22 protein-coding genes are annotated in these 23,005 nt (G+C 50.7%); 17 read left to right on the forward strand and 5 right to left on the reverse strand.

Features of this window, described 5'->3' with window-relative positions; translation table 11 throughout:
• The first annotated feature begins 155 nt into the window (after nucleotides 1-155).
• From ACFQ2I_RS15755 to trhA, 11 genes are all read left to right on the forward strand, one after another.
• The gene (locus ACFQ2I_RS15755; protein ID WP_377565696.1) at nucleotides 156-1,577 is read left to right on the forward strand and encodes an extracellular solute-binding protein; all 1,422 of its coding nucleotides are present in this window, start codon (nucleotides 156-158) and stop codon (nucleotides 1,575-1,577) included.
• Nucleotides 1,578-1,625: 48 nt separating this feature from the next.
• A complete protein-coding gene (locus ACFQ2I_RS15760; protein ID WP_377565698.1) occupies nucleotides 1,626-2,102 on the forward strand; it encodes a GNAT family N-acetyltransferase in 477 nt (158 codons plus the stop codon).
• Nucleotides 2,103-2,487: 385 nt separating this feature from the next.
• Nucleotides 2,488-4,119 carry an extracellular solute-binding protein gene (locus ACFQ2I_RS15765; protein WP_377565701.1) on the forward strand — a complete coding sequence of 544 codons (1,632 nt, stop codon included), beginning with the start codon at nucleotides 2,488-2,490 and terminating at the stop codon, nucleotides 4,117-4,119.
• 116 nt (nucleotides 4,120-4,235) lie between these two features.
• The gene (locus ACFQ2I_RS15770; protein ID WP_377566035.1) at nucleotides 4,236-5,171 is read left to right on the forward strand and encodes an ABC transporter permease; all 936 of its coding nucleotides are present in this window, start codon (nucleotides 4,236-4,238) and stop codon (nucleotides 5,169-5,171) included.
• The gene (locus tag ACFQ2I_RS15775; protein WP_377565703.1) at nucleotides 5,165-6,028 is read left to right on the forward strand and encodes a carbohydrate ABC transporter permease; all 864 of its coding nucleotides are present in this window, start codon (nucleotides 5,165-5,167) and stop codon (nucleotides 6,026-6,028) included. The genes ACFQ2I_RS15770 and ACFQ2I_RS15775 overlap by 7 nt, the downstream gene beginning before the upstream one ends.
• Before the next feature lie 211 nt (nucleotides 6,029-6,239).
• Nucleotides 6,240-8,474: a helix-turn-helix domain-containing protein gene (locus ACFQ2I_RS15780; RefSeq protein WP_377565705.1), complete on the forward strand. Its 2,235-nt coding sequence runs from the start codon at nucleotides 6,240-6,242 to the stop codon at nucleotides 8,472-8,474.
• Nucleotides 8,475-8,654: 180 nt separating this feature from the next.
• Nucleotides 8,655-9,050, forward strand: a complete 396-nt coding sequence (locus tag ACFQ2I_RS15785) for a LapA family protein (protein ID WP_377565707.1) — start codon at nucleotides 8,655-8,657, stop codon at nucleotides 9,048-9,050.
• Entirely contained in the window at nucleotides 9,034-10,002 is a 969-nt protein-coding gene (locus tag ACFQ2I_RS15790) for a TRM11 family SAM-dependent methyltransferase (RefSeq protein ID WP_377565710.1), read from the forward strand. The genes ACFQ2I_RS15785 and ACFQ2I_RS15790 overlap by 17 nt, the downstream gene beginning before the upstream one ends.
• A 35-nt stretch (nucleotides 10,003-10,037) precedes the next feature.
• Nucleotides 10,038-10,235, forward strand: coding sequence for a hypothetical protein (locus ACFQ2I_RS15795; RefSeq protein WP_377565713.1), 198 nt, complete (start codon nucleotides 10,038-10,040; stop codon nucleotides 10,233-10,235).
• A 170-nt stretch (nucleotides 10,236-10,405) separates the two neighbouring features.
• Entirely contained in the window at nucleotides 10,406-11,098 is a 693-nt protein-coding gene (locus ACFQ2I_RS15800) for a hypothetical protein (RefSeq protein ID WP_377565715.1), read from the forward strand.
• A 48-nt stretch (nucleotides 11,099-11,146) separates the two neighbouring features.
• Nucleotides 11,147-11,791: a PAQR family membrane homeostasis protein TrhA gene (gene trhA, locus ACFQ2I_RS15805; protein WP_377565717.1), complete on the forward strand. Its 645-nt coding sequence runs from the start codon at nucleotides 11,147-11,149 to the stop codon at nucleotides 11,789-11,791.
• Nucleotides 11,792-11,794: 3 nt separating this feature from the next.
• On the opposite strand, the gene ACFQ2I_RS15810 is transcribed toward trhA, so the two are convergent.
• A complete protein-coding gene (locus ACFQ2I_RS15810) occupies nucleotides 11,795-12,601 on the reverse strand; it encodes a lipase family protein (protein ID WP_377565719.1) in 807 nt (268 codons plus the stop codon).
• 186 nt (nucleotides 12,602-12,787) lie between these two features.
• Entirely contained in the window at nucleotides 12,788-13,942 is a 1,155-nt protein-coding gene (locus ACFQ2I_RS15815; RefSeq protein ID WP_377565721.1) for a magnesium transporter CorA family protein, read from the reverse strand.
• A 216-nt stretch (nucleotides 13,943-14,158) separates the two neighbouring features.
• On the opposite strand from ACFQ2I_RS15815, the gene ACFQ2I_RS15820 reads away from it, so the two are divergent.
• Nucleotides 14,159-14,710 carry a hypothetical protein gene (locus tag ACFQ2I_RS15820; RefSeq protein ID WP_377565723.1) on the forward strand — a complete coding sequence of 184 codons (552 nt, stop codon included), beginning with the start codon at nucleotides 14,159-14,161 and terminating at the stop codon, nucleotides 14,708-14,710.
• A 371-nt stretch (nucleotides 14,711-15,081) separates the two neighbouring features.
• Here ACFQ2I_RS15820 and ACFQ2I_RS15825 read toward each other — a convergent pair whose 3' ends face one another.
• Together ACFQ2I_RS15825 and ACFQ2I_RS15830 are read right to left on the reverse strand one after the other, a co-directional pair.
• Nucleotides 15,082-16,329 carry an NAD(P)/FAD-dependent oxidoreductase gene (locus ACFQ2I_RS15825; RefSeq protein ID WP_377565725.1) on the reverse strand — a complete coding sequence of 416 codons (1,248 nt, stop codon included), beginning with the start codon at nucleotides 16,327-16,329 and terminating at the stop codon, nucleotides 15,082-15,084.
• A gap of 31 nt (nucleotides 16,330-16,360) precedes the next feature.
• Nucleotides 16,361-17,236, reverse strand: coding sequence for an AraC family transcriptional regulator (locus ACFQ2I_RS15830; RefSeq protein ID WP_377565728.1), 876 nt, complete (start codon nucleotides 17,234-17,236; stop codon nucleotides 16,361-16,363).
• Between the two features lie 182 nt (nucleotides 17,237-17,418).
• Between ACFQ2I_RS15830 and ACFQ2I_RS15835 the strand changes: the two genes are divergently transcribed.
• From ACFQ2I_RS15835 to ACFQ2I_RS15850, 4 genes are all read left to right on the forward strand, one after another.
• Entirely contained in the window at nucleotides 17,419-18,591 is a 1,173-nt protein-coding gene (locus ACFQ2I_RS15835) for a galactokinase (RefSeq protein WP_377565731.1), read from the forward strand.
• Between the two features lie 75 nt (nucleotides 18,592-18,666).
• Nucleotides 18,667-19,653 (forward strand): UDP-glucose 4-epimerase GalE, encoded by a 987-nt coding sequence (gene galE, locus ACFQ2I_RS15840; RefSeq protein ID WP_377565734.1) that lies wholly within the window; start codon nucleotides 18,667-18,669, stop codon nucleotides 19,651-19,653.
• 45 nt (nucleotides 19,654-19,698) lie between these two features.
• On the forward strand, nucleotides 19,699-21,303 hold the full coding sequence (locus tag ACFQ2I_RS15845) for a UDP-glucose--hexose-1-phosphate uridylyltransferase (RefSeq protein WP_377565737.1): 1,605 nt from the start codon (nucleotides 19,699-19,701) through the stop codon (nucleotides 21,301-21,303).
• Nucleotides 21,304-21,469: 166 nt separating this feature from the next.
• Complete coding sequence (locus tag ACFQ2I_RS15850) at nucleotides 21,470-21,940, forward strand: hypothetical protein (RefSeq protein ID WP_377565740.1); 471 nt, start codon at nucleotides 21,470-21,472, stop codon at nucleotides 21,938-21,940.
• Between the two features lie 125 nt (nucleotides 21,941-22,065).
• On the opposite strand, the gene ACFQ2I_RS15855 is transcribed toward ACFQ2I_RS15850, so the two are convergent.
• Nucleotides 22,066-22,287, reverse strand: a complete 222-nt coding sequence (locus tag ACFQ2I_RS15855; protein WP_377565743.1) for a DUF1128 domain-containing protein — start codon at nucleotides 22,285-22,287, stop codon at nucleotides 22,066-22,068.
• Between the two features lie 174 nt (nucleotides 22,288-22,461).
• On the opposite strand from ACFQ2I_RS15855, the gene yyaC reads away from it, so the two are divergent.
• Nucleotides 22,462-22,998: a spore protease YyaC gene (gene yyaC / locus ACFQ2I_RS15860; protein WP_377565746.1), complete on the forward strand. Its 537-nt coding sequence runs from the start codon at nucleotides 22,462-22,464 to the stop codon at nucleotides 22,996-22,998.
• Nucleotides 22,999-23,005 lie beyond the last annotated feature (7 nt).

The following is a 23,005-nucleotide window of genomic DNA, read 5'->3' on the forward strand; positions in this document are numbered from 1 at the left end:
CAACTTCATCGTAATAATAGAAAGCGCATCTGTCAATAGGTCTACTGTAGCAGTCAGGCTCAGGCTATTGCCTCAGCCGAGAGATTCGGTTATGCTGTGAGCAAGCATTGCTGAAGGCGTGAAAGCGTCACAAAATTGATGCCAAAGGTGTTTTTATGTCAGTTAATGAACAAAACGAGAACGGGCGTAAGCATTTTCGAAAAAAATTGGAGCATATGATTCATACGCTGCGCGACGATATGCTGGCGGGACGGAGGCGGCCTGGCGAATTTCTGCCTTCGGAACGGGAGTTGGTCAAGCAGTTCCATCTGAGCAACAAGCTGGTTCGAGTGGGGCTGGAGAAGCTGGTGGAGGAGCAATTGCTGGAGAAGATCCCGCGCGTTGGCAATCGGGTCGCCGATCCGCTTCCTTGCCTGCCTGTTACGTTGAAGCTCGGCTATCACGCTTCCCTTCAGCGGGAGGCGCGCTTGCTGGATGCGATTGAAGCCTTTCAGCAGGAATATCCGCATATACGGGTACATTCCTTGCCGATTGCTTTCGACCGCTATTCTGAATACGCTCAGGAATACTTGGAGTCCGGGATGCTGGATATAATCTCCATGAACTACAATAATTTTTATGACTTTCAGTCCCGCGGGCAGTTGGATCGGCTGGAGCCACTTCAGCAGCTGGGCGGACTGTATCCCGGATTGAACGAGCTGTTCCAAGCCGATGGCCGGCAGTATGTTCGACCGCTTGTCTTCTCTCCACTTGTGCTCTGCTACAATCGCGATCATCTGGCGGAAGCGGGCATTGCGGAGCCCTTTCGTCCACAGAGCTGGGACGAGTTGATCGCTGCCGCGGCTTCCCTGACGATTGAGAATGTTAGGTTCGGGTTCTACTTCTTCCTGCATTCCAAAAATCGGTGGCCGGTCTTTCTTCTACAGAACGGAAGCGGCCAAGCCGGGGGAGAAGATGATATTTCCTTGAAGGTGGAGAGGATCGTACGTGCTCTGAGCAAGTTAAGAGAAATGATTTATGCCCCGCAATCGTTCCCCACTTTCCTGGCGGAAAGTGAAGCGGATGCCGAAGCGTTATTCAAGCAAGGTAAGCTATCGATTATTATGACATCCTATTTGGCCATGAACGCTCTTGTATCGGAGGAGAGAGAGGGCAGACAGCGATATGCCATTGCGCCGCTACCGACATTAAGCGTTCCGGCCAATATTCTGATGTCAGTGGGATTGGCTATATCCCGCGCGTCTGAGCAGAAGGCTGCCGCTGGGTTGTTTCTGGACTTTATGACGTCGAGCCGTATGCAGATGATGATCCGGCAGCGGACCACGAGCATCCCTGTCTTGCAGGAAGCGGCGCAATGGCAAGGGGACGAAGAGCAGCAGCCTGTCGGGTATGCGCTTTTCCGACAAGAGACGCCTTTTATGAAGGCCTTTACGGAGACGGGACTGAGCGTGGATGAGCTGGATATGATTTTCCAGGAGGCCCGCATTTACTGGTCCAAGCTTCAGAGCGAAGATGATATGCGGGACAAGCTGTACCGGATATTGGACAATGGGTCAACGCAGAGTAGAGGGCTGTGAATCTGACTGAAATGCATCATAATAACAAGAGAGGAAAGTGAAGCTGCTATGCCTGATATGCTGGTGAAGTTATATGATCTCCCGGAACATGAGAATGTGCAAGAATACGAACGGAGGACAGGAATTACCATACGCCGCGCCATAGCGCCAGAGAAGCATGTCATCACGGAGTGGGTGCGCAATCATTTCAATGCGGCGTGGGTCAGCGAATGTGAAGCCGGCATGGCAAGATCTCCTGTCACATGCTTGGTCGCTGTTGAAGATGGAAAGCTGCTTGGGTTTTCTTGCTACGATGCCACGATGCGGGGGTTTTTCGGTCCTACCGGGGTGGCGGAGGGAGAACGCGGTAGAGGGGTAGGGAAGATGCTGTTCCTGCACGCGCTGGAGCTTATGCGTCTTGACGGCTATGGATACGCCATAATCGGCGCAGCTGGCCCTACTGCATTTTATGAGCGTGTGGCAGGTGCGACTGTTATCGAAGGTTCGGTGCCCGGCATTTACCGGGGGATGCTGAAGCAGCAGTAGCCTCTGAGCACAAGTAATGATCGCTCTGTTGTGAGGAGGCTATCATAGATAAAAATCTGGATTTTGGCATGGGCATCTCGCTAGCGTCGGGATGCCCTATCTGTTTTGGATTGAACGCTTAACTTTATCATTTTCCAGCACTTTATTATTTTCCCTATGCCCTAAATCCTTGTTGTATAAAGGTTTTCGATTGAATGAAAACGGTTGCAAAGGAAAAAGAAATAGGAATGAAAATGCTGCCTATACAAATCCGATCCATTGAATTATTGTGAATTTGTGCTTGGAGGTAACCGTTCTCACTCACCTCTTCTATGTGTGGGATTGCCACGAAAGAGGAAGGTCAAAGCGCACGAGCAAGCGATATAAAAAAAGAGGAGGAAAAGAAATGTCTCGAAAACTGGTACCGTTGCTTCTCGCATTGACGCTAATCGTCGGATTATTGGCAGCATGCAGCGGCAGCAACAATGGTGGAAACAAAAATGGGGGAACAAACGAACCGCCGAAACAATCGACGGGAAACAACAATCCGGATGTAACGAAAGAGCCGGAAGCTGATCCGAACAAGTATGGCGATACAGGCGGGCTAAAGCTCCCGATCGTTGATAAGCCGACAACCATCTCGATGTATGTAGCTAGCGATGCCCAAGATTTAAATGAGAAATGGGTAGCTAAGGAATTGGAAGAGAGGACGGGCATTAAAGTTGACTTCCAGTTTTTCTCTACAGCCACATACAAGGACAAAATGAAAGTAACCTTAGCGTCAGGTAAGCTTCCGGATATTATTCATGGCTTAACGGTACCTGAAATCAATGAAATGGGCGGAGCGGGCGCATTCGTTCCAATTAACGACTACATTGATGAGCTGCCGAATTTCAAGAAGCTATATGTAGAAGAAAATGGATGGGTCATGAAGTCGTATTCCGATGATGAAGGAAATATGTACTCTTGGCCAATATACGGATTGAACCGAGAAGTTAATCATGGATTCCTGTATCGGAAAGATATATTCGATAAACATAACATTCCGTTGTGGACGAATACAGAAGAGTTCTATCAAGCACTGAAGCAACTAAAGGAGATCTATCCCGATTCGTTCCCGTTCGCATCCAAAACGAAAGAATTTATCTTCAGAGACTGGGGCTTTGGATGGGGAGTTTCCGGTGAAAACTATCCGATGAATTTCGACGATGCAGCACATCAGTGGGAGTATTCCTTCACTCAGCCAGAATTTAGAGAAATGCTGGATTTCATGAAGAAGCTCTATCAGGAAGGCTTGCTTGATCCTGAATTCCTTACCGATACGTCTGCCTCTTGGTCTGCGAAGATGACAGCGAATGATAAAGCTTTCGTTACGTTTGACTGGATCGGGCGCCTAGATTTGTTCTACAACCAGATCAAGGATCAGAACCCTGACTATAATTTACGCTATGCCAACCCCGTAGGGCCGCAGAACACGATTCGCAGCCTGCCGAAGATAACGATGTTCGGTCATGCCGTCGCGAACAATAAGAACAAGGAAGTCGCCTTGAAGTTGCTTGATTACTTGACGAGCCCTTCCGGTGCTGAATTGATGACCATAGGTGAAGAAGGCGATAACTATGAATTTGATGCGAACGGCAAAGTAAGCTATCCAGAATTGAAGGATGTCGAATTGATTGAAATCAAAGCACTGGAGGAGAAATACGGCATGTGGGTGCAAGGAGCCTATGTGCGTACTGACCACCGCAGCGTCTATTATAATTTCACTGAGAAAGAGCAAGAAGCTCAGGATATGATGAAGGAAATGAAGCAGCCTCTTGATCCAGTGCTTAAGTTTACCGATGAGGAGAACTCCACCATTGCAGATGTAGCAACAGAATTGTTGAAAGCGGGAGAAGAGTTCAGCTCGAAATATATCTTCACTGCATCCTACGGCGATAAGGAATGGGAAGCATGGAAGGCCAAAGCGAAGAGCTTGGGCGAAGATGATCTTGTCGGCGCCTATACCGACGCGCAAGCAAGATTCGACAGCGAATAATATAGTCATTCACATAAGTTGCCGAGGCAGGACACTTGAAGCTTCTTCGGGTGTCCTGTTCATCATAGGGATAGGAGGAAGACATTGTGCCTAAGTCAGAATTGAATACCGGGCAGCTGCAGCCTGCGTCCAAAACGTCTTCGAAATGGACGTCAACGCTGCGTCATATCAAAAGAGATCGCCAATTGCTAATACTATTGATTCCTTGTATTGTATTCTTTGTCCTATTTCGTTACGGACCGATTTACGGTCTCATTATCGCTTTCAAGGATTATAAGGTTTTTACAGGCATATTGGCTAGCGAATGGGTAGGTTTTGAGAAGTTTATCAAGTTTTTTTCAAGCCCGGACTTTTGGCTTTTGTTCCGTAACACGTTCTTACTAGGTTTATATACTTTATTATGGTCATTTCCCTTTCCGATTATTTTCGCAGTTCTATTGAATGAGGTGCGGTTAATATGGTTTAAGAAGTGGGTGCAGACGCTCAGTTACTTGCCTGCATTCTTATCCGTTGTTATCGTCTCCAGTATGATCATCGATTTCTTATCTCCGGGGCGTGGGTTGATGAATCAATTCATTGCCTGGCTCGGATTTGAGAAGATTTACTTCCTTTCTATGCCGGAGTGGTTTCGTACGATTTATATATCATCCGACATATGGTCTTCTATGGGATATGAAGCGATTATCTTCCTGGCGGCAATTGCCGGAATTAGTCCGACTCTGTATGAAGCGGCCAAGGTGGATGGCTGCAAGAGGTGGCATATGATGCGTTACATTACTATCCCCTCGTTGATGCCGACCATTTTGATTTTGTTTATCATCAAATCCGGCGCGATGTTCCGAATTGGCTATGAGAAAGTGCTCTTATTGTACAATTCATTAACGTATGAGGTTGCGGATGTTTTCTCTACTTATGTTTATCGTAAAGGGCTTCTGGAATATGATTACAGCTATGCTTCAGCAGTTGGATTATTCGAGTCCCTAATCGCATTGGTCATGCTTCTCATAACCAATCTGATGAGCAGAAGATTGGGAGGTAGAAGTTTATGGTAGGAGAAAGAAGAATTACGCCATTCACCATTTTCAATACGATCATTCTCTCTCTAGTAGCGATGGCGACCTTATATCCCGTCATTTATATTGTTGCTATATCTTTTAGTGACAGCTCTTACATTGTTCAAGGCAAAGTATTTCTATGGCCCAAAGGGTTTACGTTCGATGCATATAAGGAAATTCTATCGGAAGACAGAGTGCCGAGAGCGTATTTGAACACGATTTTATACACCGGGGTCGGTACGTTTATTAACCTGTTGATGACAGCGGTTGCTGCCTATCCGTTATCGCGCCCGGGGATGTTTGGACGAAAATTCTTCATTATTGCTATTGTTTTGACAATGTTTATTAACGGAGGGATGATTCCTACCTATATCGTAGTACAGAAGCTTGGATTGTTGAATACGATGTGGGCGATTGTTATTCCGAATGCGATCTGGACGCTTGAGCTTTTAATTTTGAAGAGTTTCTATGAGAACATGTCAGATTCGCTGAGGGAATCTGCCGTAATCGACGGCGCTTCAGAATTCCGCATATTGTTCAGCATAATTATTCCGTTGTCGAAGCCGGCACTCGCCTCAATCGGCCTGTTCTATTTCATGGGCCACTGGAACAGCTTCTTTATACCAATGATCTATCTGAACGATATGGAGAAGTTCCCGCTACAGGTCGTATTGAGGGAAATGCTGATATACCAGCATGGTGCGGAAAATCAATTATCAGAAGAAAAGCTGTTAACACCGGAAGCATTGAAAAATGCGACGATATTCATCTCGATGATTCCGATGCTGATGATTTATCCTTTTGCGCAGAGATATTTTGCCAAGGGGGTTATGCTCGGTTCGGAGAAGGGGTGAGATTGTCAGTCGAGCTTGTCAATCCATTTGGGCCTTGTGGACTATCCACCCGTAAGGCCTGTTTTGGATTCATGATGAGTTGATACGGGGGCATCCAGTACATGATGGAAGCTCCTCCATTCCGCTTGTTGGGATCGCAGAAGGGATAGAGGCGCTGTCTGCCGAATGATATAGGATATACTTCATGAAGTGAGGGGGATGACAGATAAATATGAAGCGCTTACTTCAAAATCAAGGCATGATTCAGATATTTCTGGCCATGCTTGTGGTCATTGGAACTATGCTTGTTTCGATGTATGCGATCTATCGGATTTCCATCTCCAGCATTTATGAGAAGGTAACCCAGAATAATTCATTGGTTGTGAAATCGTTGATTCAATCTTACGATAATCAATTCCGCACGATCAATAATTTAATTCATTCCATACATGGACTGCCATATAACTTTGAGACGGGTGAATTTGGTCGGATGGATATGACGGGCGTATATAAAATGCAGGATCAGATGGCTACTCTTGTATCCTCCATCGATTACATTGAAGAAGCCGTTGTCTTCTACGATAATTTGGATATCGCCATTACGTCTACGGGAACAAGTAATCTTTCACTGATATTGGACTATAAATATGAACATAAACGTTTTAATACAAATTATTGGCGCACTTTCATGAATTCCGATAATTCCTTGAAAATATTTGCTGGCGAAAGATACAACATAACAAATGTTAATATGATGAAAGTGCCGAAAAAGCTGATTGTAGTAGCGGGTGGCAATAAAGTAAGAATGTCCAGCAAAAACATACTCATCTATATTGATGAAGCCGCTTTCCTAAAGCATGTCAATCAGGGAGGCATGATTCCAGGTTCTTCGCTGGCAGTGTTGGATCAGAATGAACAGCTTATCTTCAGTACGGAGGATGGGTTTGATATAGGCAGCATACTGGAGCAGGTATCCAGCAATGAAAAATCATTAACGAAAGGCAACTATGAATATCATATGTACCGTTCTAACTTTAACGAGTTTTATTACATTGAGAAAGTGCCGTATCAATTCAGTAACATTTCATCAGTCGGCAAGTCGAATCGCATTATTATGGTGACTGCTGTGCTGGGCGCTGTATTGTTGTCCATCTTGCTTAGTATCTACTTGTACCGTCCCATGAAACGGATTATGAGTCAGCTTGGCGGCAGGCATAGCGGTAATGATTTCAAAAAGATACTGAGTGGAATTATCCATCTGCAGATAGAAAACAGTGAAATCAAAAAGCAGCTTCAAGCAGCGGAGAACGAAGCGAAGCGAGGTGTGCTTCTGCAAGCGATCGATGAGTTCGCCAGCAGTTCCGAGCAAGATCCGGCTTTTAACCGTTATAATGCTGAATTTTTTATTTATCGTTTATTTGTGATGGTTGTCGTGCAATGGAGAAGTCCCGGTGAAAATCAGGCGCGATCTTTGGAGCATATGACAGAATGTCTTCAGAGCGCATTGCGGGAGAAGCAAATGATGGCTAGCGTATATTATGAAAAGGATTTGCAATTTATCGTATTGATTAGCATCCGCGAAGTGAAGGAACGCGACCGTCTATCCCAGAACTTGAATGAGGTGCTGCTAAGGCTGGAGCAGGATGAGCTAACCGGTTACAGCGCACGCGCCAGCATTAGCAAAGCATATGCTTCAGAGCTGGCTAACTGCAGGCAAGCGTATAGTAATGCCGTTCAAGCGCTGGAGTACCGCCTTGTGAGTACGACTAGCAAAGTATTGGATGCCGGGAAGATAAATGGCGATTGGAATATGCACTATCCATTCGATAAGGTTGAAAAGCTGTCCAATTATATATTAAACAGGCAAGTCAAGGAAGGGAAGCAGATCATTAGTGAGATCATAGGCAACGCAGTGGAACGCAATGTTCATCATTATCAGCTTATCCACATAGCGGAGACGATGTTCTATTTCATGCTTCGTCATGCTGGGAATGCAGCGAAGGACAATGAAGAGCTCATGAAGTTGGAACGAGCATTTCATGCTGCGGCCAGTCATTCCTTTGACGGCAATGATGTGGAATCGATGTTGCACGATGCAGCTGTAAGAATTGCGAAGTATATCGGCAGCAGCCAGCAAGAGGCCAGCAAGCTGAATCCTACCTATATCAGCCAATATATTGAGCTGAATTATATGCGCAATCTGTACCTTGATCATATTGCGGAGGTGACGGAGACGTCTCCGAAGTACTTCTCCAGCTACTTCAAGAAGACGTTCGGGGTCAATTATGTGGAATACTTGAACAAGGTTCGTCTTTCCCACGCGCGCGAGCTGCTGCAAAATACGAATTACAGCGTATCGGAGGTTGGTGAGAAAACGGGTTACTTGAATAGCTCCACCTTTACGACGACATTCAAAAAATATTACGGCATCTCGCCAAGCGAATATCGAAAACAGCAAATTAGTTGATGCGTTCACCTCGACAACGTCGCGTTCTGCTCATTTATTCCCTGGACCCCCCACAGATTACAGATTTGTGGGGTTCTTTGCCGTTTATCGATAGGCGGGACCAATTGCAATTGCGCCAATGCGCACATTGCGATAGACTTATGGCACAACACTTTGAAATGAATGGCAGGAGGGGTGCGAATGAAAGGACAAAGCATGCTCATATCGGCTTTTGCATTCGCTTTAGTCATCGCAATATTCGCTGTAATTAATGTAGATACCGTTCAAGTCAATTTCCTGTTCACGAAGACGTCTACGCCGCTCATTCTTGTTATTCTAGTCTCTACCTTGCTTGGCGGTGTGACGGTCGGCCTGTTCGGCATGATCCGTATCTATCGTCTGCAGCGGCAGGTGAAGGGATTGGAGAAGCAATTGGCAACCAAGGAAGCAGATAGTGCCGAAGAGCGTACGTGGGAAGAAGCCCATGTTGAGAACGATGGCAATACTCAGCTACAGTCTGACGATGAAGCGATGCAACCGCTGGAGGATGCAACTGCGGACAGACGGGAAGATCCGGCTGATGACAAGAAAGAATAGAAGCGGCGATGACTTTCCCATACGATATGTGTACACTTATGCCAGCCATGAAGATGAAGTGGAGCTATGCCAGCTGGAGTTATCCACTTTATTCGGCAGAGCTGTTACAGGAAAGAATGGAGTCATCGCATGTCGGGAAGAGCACCCTCCCGATGTGAATCGCAGCCCATTCATTAAGCGCAGGATAGATGTAACGCAGCAGGTCTGTGAGCTGTCTGAACTCATTCATCGGCTGCAGGGAATGGATACGGCTGGAGAAACGTTCAAGGTGATCTATACGGAAGGCGATGAACGGCATGCTTATGAGGCGCGAAGGGCGCTGGAACGGCAGGTAGGCGCAATTATTAAGGGAATGGCGGATATGCGTCAGCCGCAGCGCGAGTACGGGCTGATGCGATACGAAGGACAGTGGCTGTTCGGTCCTTGTCGAGACAGTGAATCCGTATGGCTTCGCCACCAGCGCAAGCCGTGCAATTATTCTACGGCGCTGCCGGTCAGAGCGGCCAGAGCGATCGTCAACCTTGCTGTCGGACCTGTCCCAGAGGGCAAGCGGCTTATCGATCCTTGCTGCGGAATGGGAAGCGTGCTGATCGAGGCGTTGTCAATGGGCGTTAGAATAGAAGGGGTGGATATGAACCCGCTTGCCGTTCGCGGCGCACGAGCGAACTTGTCACACTTCGGCTATCCCGATGTCGTCGGGCTAGGAGATATGACAGAGCTGGAAGGACATTATGATGCGGCTATTGTAGATCTCCCCTACAATCTCTGTTCCGTATTGACTGATGAGGCGCAATTGTCCATGCTGCAAGCGGTTCGACGATTGTCGAACAGGGCTGTCATCGTTGCAACCGCCGATATAGGCGTGCAGATTGAGGCGGCCGGCTGGTATGTTGCGAACAGCATTCTGCTCAGGAAAGGATCTTTCGCGAGGCACGTAAGTGTAGTAAAATAACAGTGACGTAGTATAAAGAGAGGTGAACCTACCTTATGACGAACCATGAAACAAGTGAATCAGCGGAGCAGCCGAAGAAGCTGTCGCAGGCTGAACGAGCCAAGCAACTGCTGGCACAGAAGAAGGGTCAATCGGGCATGCCGGGCCAGAAGCATTTCTCGACCGGTACGAAGGAAATGAAGAGCCAGAATACGAAAAAAGTAAACAACCAACGGAAGAAGATGGGAGTATAGGAGCACCCCGCTACTGACCATTCCTCAATCGGTGAGACATGACGACCGACTAGCGCCAGCTGCTTAGCTGGCGTTTTTTAGTTGCTTGCGCAGACGCATGAATTATGACGATACCCCGCATAATGAGGGAAGAGAAATCTCAGCTTAGAGTGACAAGGAGGTACTGGCCGATGGCGGCTAAGACGTCTTCGCTTCATGTATACTTGCTGGCTGGTGTGAAAACATCGCCAAGCGTATTCCACGCCTGCTCGAAAAAGTTGGATGAGGAGCTCAACAGTAGAGGAATGAAACCAGCCATTCATGTTCTATTTCCTTATGGGGACGCCAACCGCAGCTTGTTCCGACAAGTGATGGAGGTGAGGAGCGATCTAAGCAACCGGATGAACGCGGGAAGAGTGGGAGGTCGGAAGGTGTGGGAGAGTATCAAGGACAGCTTCACAGGCGACCGGATGCTGCTGATTGGGCATAGCGGCGGGGGGGCGGCGGCATATCAAGCTGCCAGACTGCTGAAAGCAGCCGATTCCTCCATTGATCTGCGCGTTGTCCAAGTAGGCTCGCCCAAGACGCCAATCATTCCGGAGATGCAGGAGAACGTGAGCTACTTCCATTCGGTGGATACTCTGGGCAAGTTGAACGATCCCATCAGCAAGCTTGGCAGCTGGGGCGGCTGGACAAGTTACAAACGCACTGTGCCTGTATGGAATCGGCACAAATATGCACCTGGCTATGTAGGAGGCATTCCTGTTATGGGAGGGCATGCCGATTACTTCAGGCATGAGCATCCCTATATCGATCAAGAAATGATATGTAATCTGGATAAAACGCTCGGCCGTGTGAAGGAATGGTTGAAAGGGTGGTTGTAACCCTTTAATATGGAGTGTATAGCATATGTTTGTGAAGGAGTAGATAATATGGCTGACACTCATACATTTACAAAACGAGAAGAGATCGCCAATGCCGTCACGCATGGCATTGGCGCGCTCCTCAGCATCGCAGCCCTTGTACTGCTTATTGTTTTCTCCGCAATGGCTGGAACCGCTTGGCATGTGGTGAGCTTCACGATATACGGGTCGACGATGCTTCTGCTCTACATGGCCTCCACGCTTGTCCATAGCTTTCCGCAAGGCAAGGCCAAGCGGGTCTTCGAATCACTTGACCACTCCTTTATTTATGTGTTCATTGCCGGGACGTATACGCCGATTCTTTTCCACATTATCGGAGGAGCTTTGGGATGGATATTGTTCGGCATCGTATGGGGAACGGCTCTTATTGGCGTTATTTTTAAATCCTTCTTCCCATCCAGATTTCTGTTTACTTCCACGCTTGTATATATTGCCATGGGCTGGCTTATCGTCTTCGCCTGGAAGCCGCTTGTTACACATCTGGCTCCGGGAGGGCTTTTGCTGTTGGTAGCCGGAGGCGTACTTTATACGATTGGAACTGTTTTTTATATGTGGAGAAGCTTTCCCTATCACCATGCAGTATGGCATTTATTCGTGCTGGCGGGGTCCATCGTTCACTTCTTCGCGATTCTGTTCTATGTTCTGCCTGCTTAAGCGTTAATCAGACAATGGGCACCAGCCTGGGGGATCCGCACATATGATGGCCGCAGCGGCAGGCTCTTCCCTGGCCAGATCAGCGAAGTAGCTGGGTAGCACATGATTGCCCGATACCGAGCCCATGCGGAAGGAGCGCATCACTTCACCTTTTACATGAAGATAGTAGTAGGTCCCTTTCGAGCGTGGCGACTGGTAGACGAGGGGAGGCAGATGAGGCACGATATCGAATTCATTCTGGAAGCGCCAATGAGTGTGTACGGTATAGTTATAAGTCTGAACGAATGAAGGGTCTCCGACCCGCGGTGCAGCGAAGGTGTAGACGACAGGAGAAGAGAATACAGTATTTCTAGCTATGTCAAGCGCGGCGAGCGTAGCAAGAGCACCTCCCAGGCTGTGACCAGTAATGAACAACGGCTTGTCTGCGGGAAGTTGATTGAGGAGCAGATGCACGCTGCTTCTGGCGGACATATAAATATCCGTAAAGCCTTTATGAGTAAGTCCCGCATTAGGGACAGGTGAATATGGGGTCTGCTGCGCGATGAAATCGGATACCCAGTCAACGGCTGAACCGCTGCCCCGGAAAGCAAGAATAGAGCATTGCTCGGAAGTAATAACGAAGCCGAATGGTTCCGGACGGTTGTCGTAGGAGGATGCCTTGAATCCTCCGATCAGATGGTAGGTTCTCGGGACAAGGAATAATTCGTCCTCTTTATTGTTGTACTGTACATAAGTTTGTCCGCATACTGCGGCAAGGAAAAGCGCAGTTTCCATATCGGGTCTGTGTATGCGTGCAAAGCTCTTGAACATCATCATCCCTCCACTCAGCGCGATCTGATTCTACATTGTATGTTCGCAGCACGCAATGGGTACCGGCGGAGAGTGGAATGGGACAAAAATCGAACGATAGCTGTCGGTTCGCAAGAAGAAGCCTCCTATCCACTTACAAGTTGTGGACGGGAGGCTTCTTCAATCGCCGAGTACTATAGCGGGAAGTTATCCTTTCCGGACAGCCTTCTTCCTTCTTGCCCGCGGTTGCAGCGGTTGTTCTTTGATCCAGTCATTGTTCAGCTGTATAGAGGGAGAACCCGGCTTGCCGGAGTGGCGGCGAGAGCGGCTGACGCTTAAGTCGGATTCAACCTCTTGGATCGCCGAGCGGCTGCTTCTCTTGCGGTAATGAAGGATGTCGCCGGTCCAGCCCTTCTTCCATAACCACATATATAAGCCGCCTGTAATGACTGCAATGACGGCAATCATTAGGACGAATCCCCAAGGCTTGTCTCTAAGCGGCAACCAGTGGAAATTGCTGCCCATCAGCGTTCCTGCTACAGTGCCGGGCAAGCAGAGTACGGTGAAGATCGTCAGTGTCCGAATAATATCGTTGCCCTTGAAGCTGGACATGGCGTCATCCATCGAGATGAGCGTATCGATCTCCAGGGAGTAGTGCTTCAATAACGTATCGATGCGGTCCAGCTTATGTGTTATGCGCTGGAAAGCGTCCTTGGCGGTCAGCGTCTCCATGAAGGCTTCCTTAGCCGCGCCGTACACTTCTCTGACAGGAATGAACAGATGGCTCCAATGCAACAGGTCGTAACGTCTGTCGAAGATGGTATCGATTAAGCCGCTGCGATTACGGTGCCGCATCGCTTTCTCCAATTCGCCGAGCCGTCGTTCGAAGCCGTCCAGTCCGGCATGGAACGATTCAAGGATAACTCCGATCATAATGAAGAAGGCTTCTGGAGCACTGCTGCATCGTTCATATTTTTCGGTATGATGGGGGGATTGCAGGCGCAGCGGCAGTCTCATATCGCTATGCATTGTCACAAGCGTAGATGAGGATAGCCAGAAGTGAAACGGCTGAATATCGGATTGTTCTTCCGATACTTGCACCATTAATGTCCCGCTGATGACCGCTCCTTCATCCGTCATGGAATTAACCGATATATGATTGCTGCTTCTATCCTTCGCTTCTTCCAGCCAGGAAGAGCATGCGGGCAGCATACGCTTCATTTCCAACATATCCTGCTCAGCATGAAGGGATGTGGGTCCGGCCGCGGTGTCCTGAATCTTTTGTCCTTTTTCCGGTTGTCTGGACAACTGCAGAATGTGCCAATCCCATTGCGCTGGATAGCGTAGCATTCGATGAATCATCGCTTAGCCATCCTCCCTTACTTCATCCATATTTTCACACATCTACTCATCATCATACCCTGAACGGCAATGGAGTACAACCTTGCGTCGCGATTCTTCCACAACCTGTCATGAGCGGTCATTATTCGACATATATGATTGTTCAGGTGACTGTTAGGGCATACCAAGAGGGAGTGTCAGAAGTAAGTATACAAGCGAATATGGAGGCGGTAGGCAATGGCCAAAAAATTCGGTATCTTTCCTAATCAACAAGGGGTAATTGATGCTATCGAGCAATTGGAGCAAGCAGGCTTCTCTCCCGGAGAGATGAAAGTGCTAGCCAAGGATTGGGAGCATTCTCGACGTGTAGAGTCGGAGACAGATGTGCATGCGGATGAAATGAGAGAGCTGGAGTTGACGCAAGAGGCGACGGCTCCGTTCGGAGACAGTCCCTCCACGCGGGCGGGTGTAGCGACGGCTGGCGCAATAAGCTTTGGCGGCTTGGGGGGATTCACAACGTTGGCCGGCGGTATCCCGGTTGCGCTGGGAGCGGTAACGGGGGATTGGGATGAGAATCATCAGGCGGCTTATGCGAAGTCGGGCCTCGACAGCGAGGAGACAGAGCTTTGCTCGCAAGCTGTGGAGAGCGGTTCTGTCATTTTGTATGTGGAGTCGGACGAAAGCAAGGCATTGCTGGACAAGGACGGCGGCCCCGATCTGTCCAAGCTGGGCATCGCGGAAGCGGTCTTCCGCCGATGCGGGGCCGATCGTATCGTCGACGGCAGCTGACGCGGCGCATCGCGCTGCATGGGCTTGCAAGCAACGAGCGCGCGACTGTTCATTACCAGCGTATGCGGCAGACACAATCGAGAGGCGAGTACTAGTGTGCGTACCTCGAGTGTATGCCACATACGCTGGAGCGGCGAAACGGCCTACGTGCGCGCCCCGAGTGTATGCCACATACGCTGGAGCAGCGAAACGGCCTACGTGCGCGCCCCGAGTGTATGCCACATACGCTGGAGCAGCGAAATGGCCTACGTGCGCGCCCCGAGTGTATGCCACATACGCTGGAGCAGCGAAATGGCCTACGTGCGCGCCCCGAGTGTATGCCACATACGCTGGAGCGGCGAGCGAGCCAATGAGTGTGCCACCTTCAAAGGTTAAGAGTTCGCAAGCGTCGTGCGCTTCAAGGACAGGATGTTCAGAAGCTGCCGATCATCGCCAGTGCTGCTGCCTTGAATCAGGCCGAGCAGCAGGTGTGCCGCCACCATGCTGTAGACGGTTCCGTTGCCGCCGTAACCCAGACTATAATAGACATTCGGCCAAGCAGGGTCCTCCCCGATGAAAGGCAGATTGTCTCGGGATTCCCCGAAGGTGGCATTCCACTCATACTCCGCTTCCAGCTTCAGCGCCGGGAACAAGGCTTGCAGCTGCTTCAGCAGCTTGTGGCTGCGGTTCAATTGGGTATGGCGGTTATGCGTAGGCCTTTCCTCCTCCTCGTCCAATCCTCCTGCAACGATACGATTGTCAAGTGTCGTGCGCAAGTACAAGTAAGGTCTAGCCGTCTCCCACAGCATATACTTGCCATGCCATGCGGCGAGATCTGTCTCCAGCTGCACATTCGTGACGATCGCATAAGAGCGGTTCAAGGCTGCTTTATTCAAGCGGCCACGAAGCTCTTCCGGCTCGTATCCGACGGCGTAGACGACATGCTCCGCTTCAATTAGATGTCCTTCCGAGGAATGGAGCCGGTGGCTTCCGTCAGGCGAAGTATCGTGCCGCACGATATCGGTTCCCTCGTATATGCGAAGCCCATGGCGTACCGCGGAAGCCGCGAGCGTGTGGACGAACTGATAGGGATTCACCTCGGCGTCCCCATGCGTAACAATAGCGCCCGGCTTGCGGAATGGGAAGCGGGCGGCGATGTCCTCCGGCTCCCAGTATTCCACGCGGAAGCCGCAAGCCGCCAATGCTTCGTACTCTCGTTTAAGCTTGGGAAGATCCTGCTCGCTTGAGGCGAAATACAAGCTGGACCGCTTCCGAAAGCCTACATCGACCGGCAAGCTATCCGCTGCTGCAGTGAGCTGGCCTATCGCATTCTCGCACCTTTTATAGAACAGCTCCGCATCCGCTTTCCCAATCTGGCCGATCAATTCCGAGAGCATGACATCGTTGCAGAACTGCAGCAAGCCTGTGTTCGCGGAAGTGCTTCCCCCGGCAATTTCTCCTCTTTCCACTACAATCGTATCCACGCCGGCCGATGACAGTACGAAACCGCATATCATGCCGGACATTCCTCCTCCGATGATGACGGCCTTCCCTTTTGCCGACGAAGTAAGGGAGGGATAGTCGGGGACTTGCGGCAGTGTTGTCGGCCAATATAATCGGCCAGTGTGCAATTCTTTCATATTCATTCTCACCCCGACCTCTAGTATGTCCTTAATCAGGGGTGTTTAGCATATCTTGCCGGTAGGAAGTCGGCGATTGGCCATGAATATTTCGGAACTGCTTGGAGAAGTACAAGGCGTCCTGAATGCCGACGGAGGCGGCGACCTGCTCAATCGTCAGCTCCGGACGCTCCCGCAGCATGTGCCTGGCTTTGTCGAGTCGGAGCCTGAGCAGGAACGTGACGGGGGACAAGCCTGTCTGACGCTTGAACAAGCGCGACAGATAAGCGCGATTATAGCCCAGTGTCTCCGCCATCGCTTCAATCGATACGGGATGCGTATATTGGGTGCTGAGATAATGGACGACTTGCTGGTAGAGGCGGTCGCTCTCCTTCTGCTTGGAGTGTCGCGCGGTAGGGCTGAGTGGGAGCAGCGCTTCGCTGTAGCTGGCCAGCAGCATATGAAGCGAGCCCATCGCTTGTAGGGAAGCCGACGGCCTGCCATGGCGCAACGCTTCATAGATACGATGGAATAGCAGGGCGGCCTTGCGAATGTCTGGCAGATATGCGATTTCCCGCTCAGACGCGAAGCCCGCTTGCTGGAGCAGAAGCGGGATATGGTCCCCACGGAACGCCACCCAGCGGTATCGCCATGGCGAAGCTCCGTCGGATTCATAGCTGATTAGCTGCTCCGGGCGGATTAGGAAGGTGTGTCCCGGTCCCAGTCTGTGCTGTTCGCCGCCTGCGGAGTAGGTACCGTGTCCGGACAGCACGATATGCATCAAGTAGAAGTCGTATACTTTTGGCCCCAGACGATGAGCCGGCTTTGTCTGGCTTTCCCCTGCGAACAGTACTTGCATGGGGACCGGCTCGGAATCGGTATCGGGTATGAACGGATTGGATGCGACTTTATAGTACTCCTGTTCCATGGATTCACCTGCTTCCATCCCAAGAATGGCTCTCTGGTCTTATCTCTTTCATCATAGCATGTACATTCCGAGAAGGAAAAGTCACATAAATCCATATGCAATTCACATGCCGCCATTTCGCTTCTCCACTCTATCCTCTATACTGGAGCTATACTATTTGATGAAAAGGAATGTGATCGACGATGGCGAATTTGGATGCGTTGAAGAAGCAATTTATCGATTTGTACGGCGGTGACGAACAAGGAATCTCTGTATTCCACGCACCGGGCAGAGTGAATCTGATCGGCGAACATACCGATTACAACGGCGGCTACGTATTCCCGGCGGCGCTGACCTTCGGCACGACGCTGCTCATTCGCAAGCGGGAGGATAAGGGGCTGGGCCTTGCTTCCACCAACTTCCCCGATAGCAAGACGCTGTCGATAGAAGCGGTTCAGTACGATGAAGCGGACGACTGGATGAATTATCCGAAGGGGATCGTGAACGAACTGCACGGTGAAGACATCGTCTTCACGAGCGGTTACGACCTGCTCTATCATGGCGAAATTCCGAACGGAGCAGGCTTGTCCTCGTCGGCTTCGATCGAGGTCGTTACCGCATATGCGCTGCTAGCCTTGGAGAAGCAGCCGCTGGATACGGTAAAGATCGCCTTGCTGGCTCAGAAGTCGGAGAATGAGTTCAATGGCGTGAAATGCGGCATTATGGATCAATTCGCCGTTGCGAATGGCAAGAAGGATCACGCAATCCTGCTCATGTGCGATACGCTTGCCTATGAGCTGGTACCGTTCAATTCGGGCAGCTACAAGCTGATTATCGGCAATACGAATAAGAGACGCGGTCTTGTCGATTCCAAATACAACGAGCGCAGAAGCCAATGCGAGCAGGCCGTCGGCGAACTCCGCAAGGCGTATCCGGAGCTTAAGCTGCTGGGCGAGCTGAACGTAGAGCAGTTCAATGCCGCGAAGCACCATATTGCGGATGAGGTCGTGTGCAACCGAGCGCGGCATGTCGTGGAGGAGATCGACCGTGTGCTGCAATCGATCGAAGCGCTGAAGAATAATGATCTGGAACGCTTCGGAGCGCTGATGAACGGTTCGCACGATTCCTTGCGCGATCTGTATGAGGTGACGGGCGCGGAGCTGGATGCGATGGTGGAAGCCGCACGCGAAGTGGAAGGCGTGCTTGGCTCCCGAATGACGGGTGCGGGCTTCGGCGGCTGCACCGTATCCCTTGTTCATGAAGACAGTGTAGAGGCATTCATTGCAGAGGTGGGTCAGCGCTACAAGGAAACAACGGGACTTACGGCCGATTTCTATGTATGCAGCATCGGCAACGGCGTAGAGCAGCTGCAATAGATTGTGCAATCATCCAGTGCGTGAAGCGGCGGTTAGCGCACTATTCATCCAAGCATATAGAGGGGAATGGGGACAATGGCGGTATTGGTAACAGGAGGAGCGGGGTATATCGGCTCCCATACGGTAGCGGCGCTGAGGGAGCGCGGAGAAGAGATTATCATTGTGGACAATATGCAGCAAGGGCATCAGGAAGCGCTCTTGGCCGGCAAGCTGTACAAGGGGGACTTGCGCGACAGCGACTTCATGGACGTCGTATTCGGTGAGAATCGCATCGACGCCGTTATCCACTTCGCAGCCAACTCTCTCGTAGGAGAGAGCATGAAGGAGCCGGGCAAGTACTATCATAACAACGTCTACGGCACATTGTGCCTGCTGGAAAAGATGAAGCAATACAATGTGGGCAGCATCGTCTTCTCCTCCACAGCGGCAACTTACGGCGAGCCGGAGAACGTGCCGATCGACGAGTACGACCGTACGCTTCCGACGAACGCTTATGGCGAGACGAAGCTGGCGATGGAGAAGATGATGAAGTGGTACGATGTCGCGCACGGCATCAAGTATATATCGCTGCGCTACTTCAACGCCGCAGGCGCCCATGAGAGCGGGGCTATCGGGGAAGATCACAGCCCCGAGACGCATCTGATCCCGATCGTGCTGGAGGCGGCGCTGGGCAAGCGCCCTCATATATCTGTATTCGGCGAAGACTATGATACTCCCGACGGTACATGCATTCGCGACTATATTCATGTCAGTGATCTGGCCGACGCTCATGTGCTCGCGGTGGAGCGGCTACGCGGCGGGGCGGACAGCTCCGTCTACAACCTGGGCAACGGTAAAGGCTTCTCTGTGAAGGAGGTCATCGACATTGCCCGCTCCGTAACCGGACGCGACATTCCGGCCGTCATGGAGCCGCGCCGCGCGGGAGATCCCGCGGTGCTGGTGGCATCTTCCGAGCGCGCTCGCAAGGAGCTGGGCTGGAGCCCAAGCCGCAATACGCTGGAGCAAATTATCGCAAGCGCATGGCAATGGCATAGCGCGCATCCCGAAGGCTACAGGAAATAAGCGAGAAGCGGAGCACGGAAGAAGGAGCGAGAGGAGATGCAACAGATGCAAGAGTTAACAAGCAAAGCCCGTACGATACCTTCCGCGCAGGAAGCGCAGCTGCTGATCGAGAGGCTGCTTCAATTCGCGCGGCAGAGAGAGCTGCTTCATGAATTGGATGTCAGCTTCGCCCGCAATGCGCTGCTGGACTTGTTCCGGTTCACGGAGCCGTATGGAGGAGACGTGCCGAACGAGGAGTTGGAGAGTGCAGGCGAGCTGCTGGAAGCGCTGCTGGATTACGGCTGCTCTATCGGACTCATTCCGGACGATACGACGACGCAGCGCGATCTGCTGGATGCCCGTCTGATGGGCCTGCTGATGTCGCGGCCTGCGGAGACGGTTCGCACATTCCGCGACACGGCTGCCAGCGATGGCATCGCCGCGGCGACGAGCGCCTTCTACCGCGCTAATATCGACTGCAATTATATCCGCATGGATCGGATTCGGAAGAATAAGTATTGGCTCCACGATACCCCTTATGGGAAGCTGGAGATGACAATCAATCTGTCCAAGCCGGAGAAGGACCCCAGAGAGATTGCCCGGCTGAAGAGTATACCGCAGGCGCATTATCCGAAGTGTCTGCTGTGCGCGGACAATGTGGGCTATGCTGGGCGCGCGGATCATCCCGGTCGTCAGAATCTGAGGGTCATCCCGATGGAACTGCAGGGAGAGCGCTGGTTTTTCCAATACTCGCCTTATGTGTACTACAATGAGCACAGCATCGTGTTCAAGGGTGAGCATGAGCCGATGGTCGTCTCCCATGCTTCATTCCTGCGGCTGCTGGACTTCGTGGAGCAACTCCCGCATTACTTCATCGGCTCCAATGCGGATCTGCCCATCGTCGGCGGCTCCATCCTGAGCCATGACCACTTCCAGGCGGGGCGGCATGTCTTCCCGATGGAGGAAGCGGCCGTGGAGGAGTCGTACCGTTGGAGCGATGAGCTTGCCGAAGTGCGGGCGGGTATCGTCAAGTGGCCGATGTCCGTCATTCGCTTGAACGGAACGTCGAAGACGGCCGTGCATGAAGCGGCATGCCGCGTGCTGGATGCGTGGCGAGCATACAGCGATCCTGCGGCCGACATTCTGGCCTATACGGATCAGGCGGACGGAACGCGCACGCCGCACAATACGATTACGCCGATTGCCCGCTTGCGTGAAGACGGGGAATATGAGCTTGATCTGGTGCTGCGCAACAACCGTACCAGCGAGGAGCATCCCGATGGCATCTTCCATCCTCATGCGGAGCTGCATCATATTAAGAAAGAGAATATCGGCTTGATCGAAGTGATGGGGCTGGCCGTATTGCCGGGCAGGCTGAATGATGAGCTGGAAGCGATCGCGGCATTGCTGACCGAGGCTGGCGGCACGGGGGCGAATAGGCTGGCGGATTCCGAACATCCGCTTCATAAGCATGCCGACTGGACGAATGAGCTTATTCGCAGACATGGTGCCGGATTAAGCCGGGAGCAAGCAAGAGACATCGTTCTTGCGGAGACGGGAGACAAGTTCCTGCAAGTGTTGACCGATGCCGGCGTGTATAAGCGCTCGTCCGAAGGGCTGGAAGGCTTCCGCCGCTTCCTGTCCGCCATTTCCTTAGCCCCAATATTATAATTTGTAGTGCCGACTATAACAACCTCCTATTCCCACAGGTGTAATTGGATTAATTTCTGTGAGAATAAGGAGGTTCTTTATTGTATTCCTGATAAACTTATGGTATTTTTTATATAATAATTATTGAATTTATATTTTTTTATTTTTTTTATATGGAGGGGTCAGGATGCCTGAGACTATGCTTCCGCTCGACGAGTTTTTGAAGCTAGATGCTGACGAGCAAGTAGAGAAGTTGAAAAGATGGAAGATGGACTATACACTGAAGGATATTCGGGAGGCTTGGAATTTCAAGCATTCCGCGCAGTATTACATGCTGCTTAAGAAGCTGCGCATCTACGAGCGCGTCGTGAACAAATCGGACAAATTCTATCCTGTGCAAGAGCAGCTTCAGCAGCGTCCCGGCGGGATGGAGGAGCGAGGCTGGCGAAGCGGCGGTTACCAGGAGATGAAGCCGGACGCTTTCGATTACCAGTTGAATACGACGTTGAAGGGACCGGATCTTGCGGACAAGCTTGAGCGTCTTGCGCACTTCCTGAAAGGGGAGCAGAAGGACATTTCCATTAAATTGTCCATCGTATCGTTGGAGAAGCAAGAGCAACAAGCGCATTCGGACGAAGGGGCTCGGCAATCTGAATAGTGAAGAAGCAGACACCTGAACATAAGGCGTCTGCTTTTTTGTCTTTACTTACATGTTTTACAATGGGAAAATTGTCGAAATATAAAAGTTAATTGAAATATGTGGAAATTATGAGCTGAAGCCATTTATTTACGTAACTTGCCCAGCTCGGAGACGAGCGCTTCCACTTCGCTGATACTGAAGTTGTTCTTGGATTGGACGACTTCATAAATGTCTCTGATGTCCTCGTATTGTTCGATTTTGAAATTCGAAGCCTGCATCGCGGCGCCTGACGCCATCCTCAGCTTGGTTTTGATCGCTTCGATCATGTAGACGATATTCTCTTCTGAATGCTGTTCCAAACTCACGACTTCACTCTCCCCCTCTCGTATTTATCACATTCAATTATTGTAACATGTTTCTCTTGGACGCGCTTTAATCAAATTGATGCTGGCGGAGAAATTGGCTACAATGAATGGATAGATAGCCTCTATCGAGGTTAATGAATAATGGGACAATCCGTTCGAAGGAAGGGTTGGTAAATGTTGGATGTGCGCGCGTATGCAGCAACGGGCGAGGACCTTCGTCGTCTGCTGAGCGATATTGCGGCCCGGCACCCGGATTGCGGCCAAATCACCTTTGTGTGCATCGGAAGCGATTGTTCGACAGGAGACGCCTATGGTCCATTGGTCGGCTCTGAACTTGCCGCGAAAGGATTTCCTCATGTAATAGGCACGTTGGAGGAGCCTTGCGATGCAAGAAGCTTCCCATCAGTTGCAGCGGCTGCAAGGGAACGTGAGGTTGCCGGAGCGATAACGATTGCCATTGACGCGTGCTTGGGCAAGCCTGAAGCTGTCGGGAGCATGCTGATGGCCAGCGGTCCGTTGGAGCCGGGCGAAGCGTTAAGCAGAGGATTGCCGTCGCTGGGACACTATCATATTAAGGGGATTGTGAATCGGTTCGGTCCTAAAGCGTATTGGATGCTTCAGACGACGTCATTGCGTCTGGTGATGGAGATGGCGGCGGTGACGGCAAGCGCCATTGCGCAAGCCTGGATGGATTCAACCGATTCTGATTAGGATAAGG

Origin of the sequence: Paenibacillus chungangensis, assembly GCF_042675905.1 — a bacterium.
GTDB lineage: Bacteria > Bacillota > Bacilli > Paenibacillales > Paenibacillaceae > Pristimantibacillus > Pristimantibacillus chungangensis.

Excerpts from the sequence above, each read along its gene's own strand:
- ACFQ2I_RS15810 (WP_377565719.1), bottom strand. The coding sequence starts at position 12,601 with ATGTTCAAGAGCTTTGCACGCATACACAGACCCGATATGGAAACTGCG.
- ACFQ2I_RS15815 (WP_377565721.1), bottom strand. The coding sequence starts at position 13,942 with ATGATTCATCGAATGCTACGCTATCCAGCGCAATGGGATTGGCACATT.
- ACFQ2I_RS15790 (WP_377565710.1), top strand. The coding sequence starts at position 9,034 with ATGACAAGAAAGAATAGAAGCGGCGATGACTTTCCCATACGATATGTG.
- trhA (WP_377565717.1), top strand. The coding sequence starts at position 11,147 with ATGGCTGACACTCATACATTTACAAAACGAGAAGAGATCGCCAATGCC.
- ACFQ2I_RS15785 (WP_377565707.1), top strand. The coding sequence starts at position 8,655 with ATGAAAGGACAAAGCATGCTCATATCGGCTTTTGCATTCGCTTTAGTC.
- yyaC (WP_377565746.1), top strand. The coding sequence starts at position 22,462 with ATGTTGGATGTGCGCGCGTATGCAGCAACGGGCGAGGACCTTCGTCGT.
- ACFQ2I_RS15845 (WP_377565737.1), top strand. The coding sequence starts at position 19,699 with ATGCAAGAGTTAACAAGCAAAGCCCGTACGATACCTTCCGCGCAGGAA.
- ACFQ2I_RS15775 (WP_377565703.1), top strand. The coding sequence starts at position 5,165 with ATGGTAGGAGAAAGAAGAATTACGCCATTCACCATTTTCAATACGATC.
- ACFQ2I_RS15765 (WP_377565701.1), top strand. The coding sequence starts at position 2,488 with ATGTCTCGAAAACTGGTACCGTTGCTTCTCGCATTGACGCTAATCGTC.
- ACFQ2I_RS15830 (WP_377565728.1), bottom strand. The coding sequence starts at position 17,236 with ATGGAACAGGAGTACTATAAAGTCGCATCCAATCCGTTCATACCCGAT.
- ACFQ2I_RS15795 (WP_377565713.1), top strand. The coding sequence starts at position 10,038 with ATGACGAACCATGAAACAAGTGAATCAGCGGAGCAGCCGAAGAAGCTG.
- ACFQ2I_RS15780 (WP_377565705.1), top strand. The coding sequence starts at position 6,240 with ATGAAGCGCTTACTTCAAAATCAAGGCATGATTCAGATATTTCTGGCC.
- ACFQ2I_RS15800 (WP_377565715.1), top strand. The coding sequence starts at position 10,406 with ATGGCGGCTAAGACGTCTTCGCTTCATGTATACTTGCTGGCTGGTGTG.
- ACFQ2I_RS15820 (WP_377565723.1), top strand. The coding sequence starts at position 14,159 with ATGGCCAAAAAATTCGGTATCTTTCCTAATCAACAAGGGGTAATTGAT.
- ACFQ2I_RS15835 (WP_377565731.1), top strand. The coding sequence starts at position 17,419 with ATGGCGAATTTGGATGCGTTGAAGAAGCAATTTATCGATTTGTACGGC.
- ACFQ2I_RS15760 (WP_377565698.1), top strand. The coding sequence starts at position 1,626 with ATGCCTGATATGCTGGTGAAGTTATATGATCTCCCGGAACATGAGAAT.
- ACFQ2I_RS15755 (WP_377565696.1), top strand. The coding sequence starts at position 156 with ATGTCAGTTAATGAACAAAACGAGAACGGGCGTAAGCATTTTCGAAAA.
- ACFQ2I_RS15825 (WP_377565725.1), bottom strand. The coding sequence starts at position 16,329 with ATGAAAGAATTGCACACTGGCCGATTATATTGGCCGACAACACTGCCG.
- galE (WP_377565734.1), top strand. The coding sequence starts at position 18,667 with ATGGCGGTATTGGTAACAGGAGGAGCGGGGTATATCGGCTCCCATACG.
- ACFQ2I_RS15850 (WP_377565740.1), top strand. The coding sequence starts at position 21,470 with ATGCCTGAGACTATGCTTCCGCTCGACGAGTTTTTGAAGCTAGATGCT.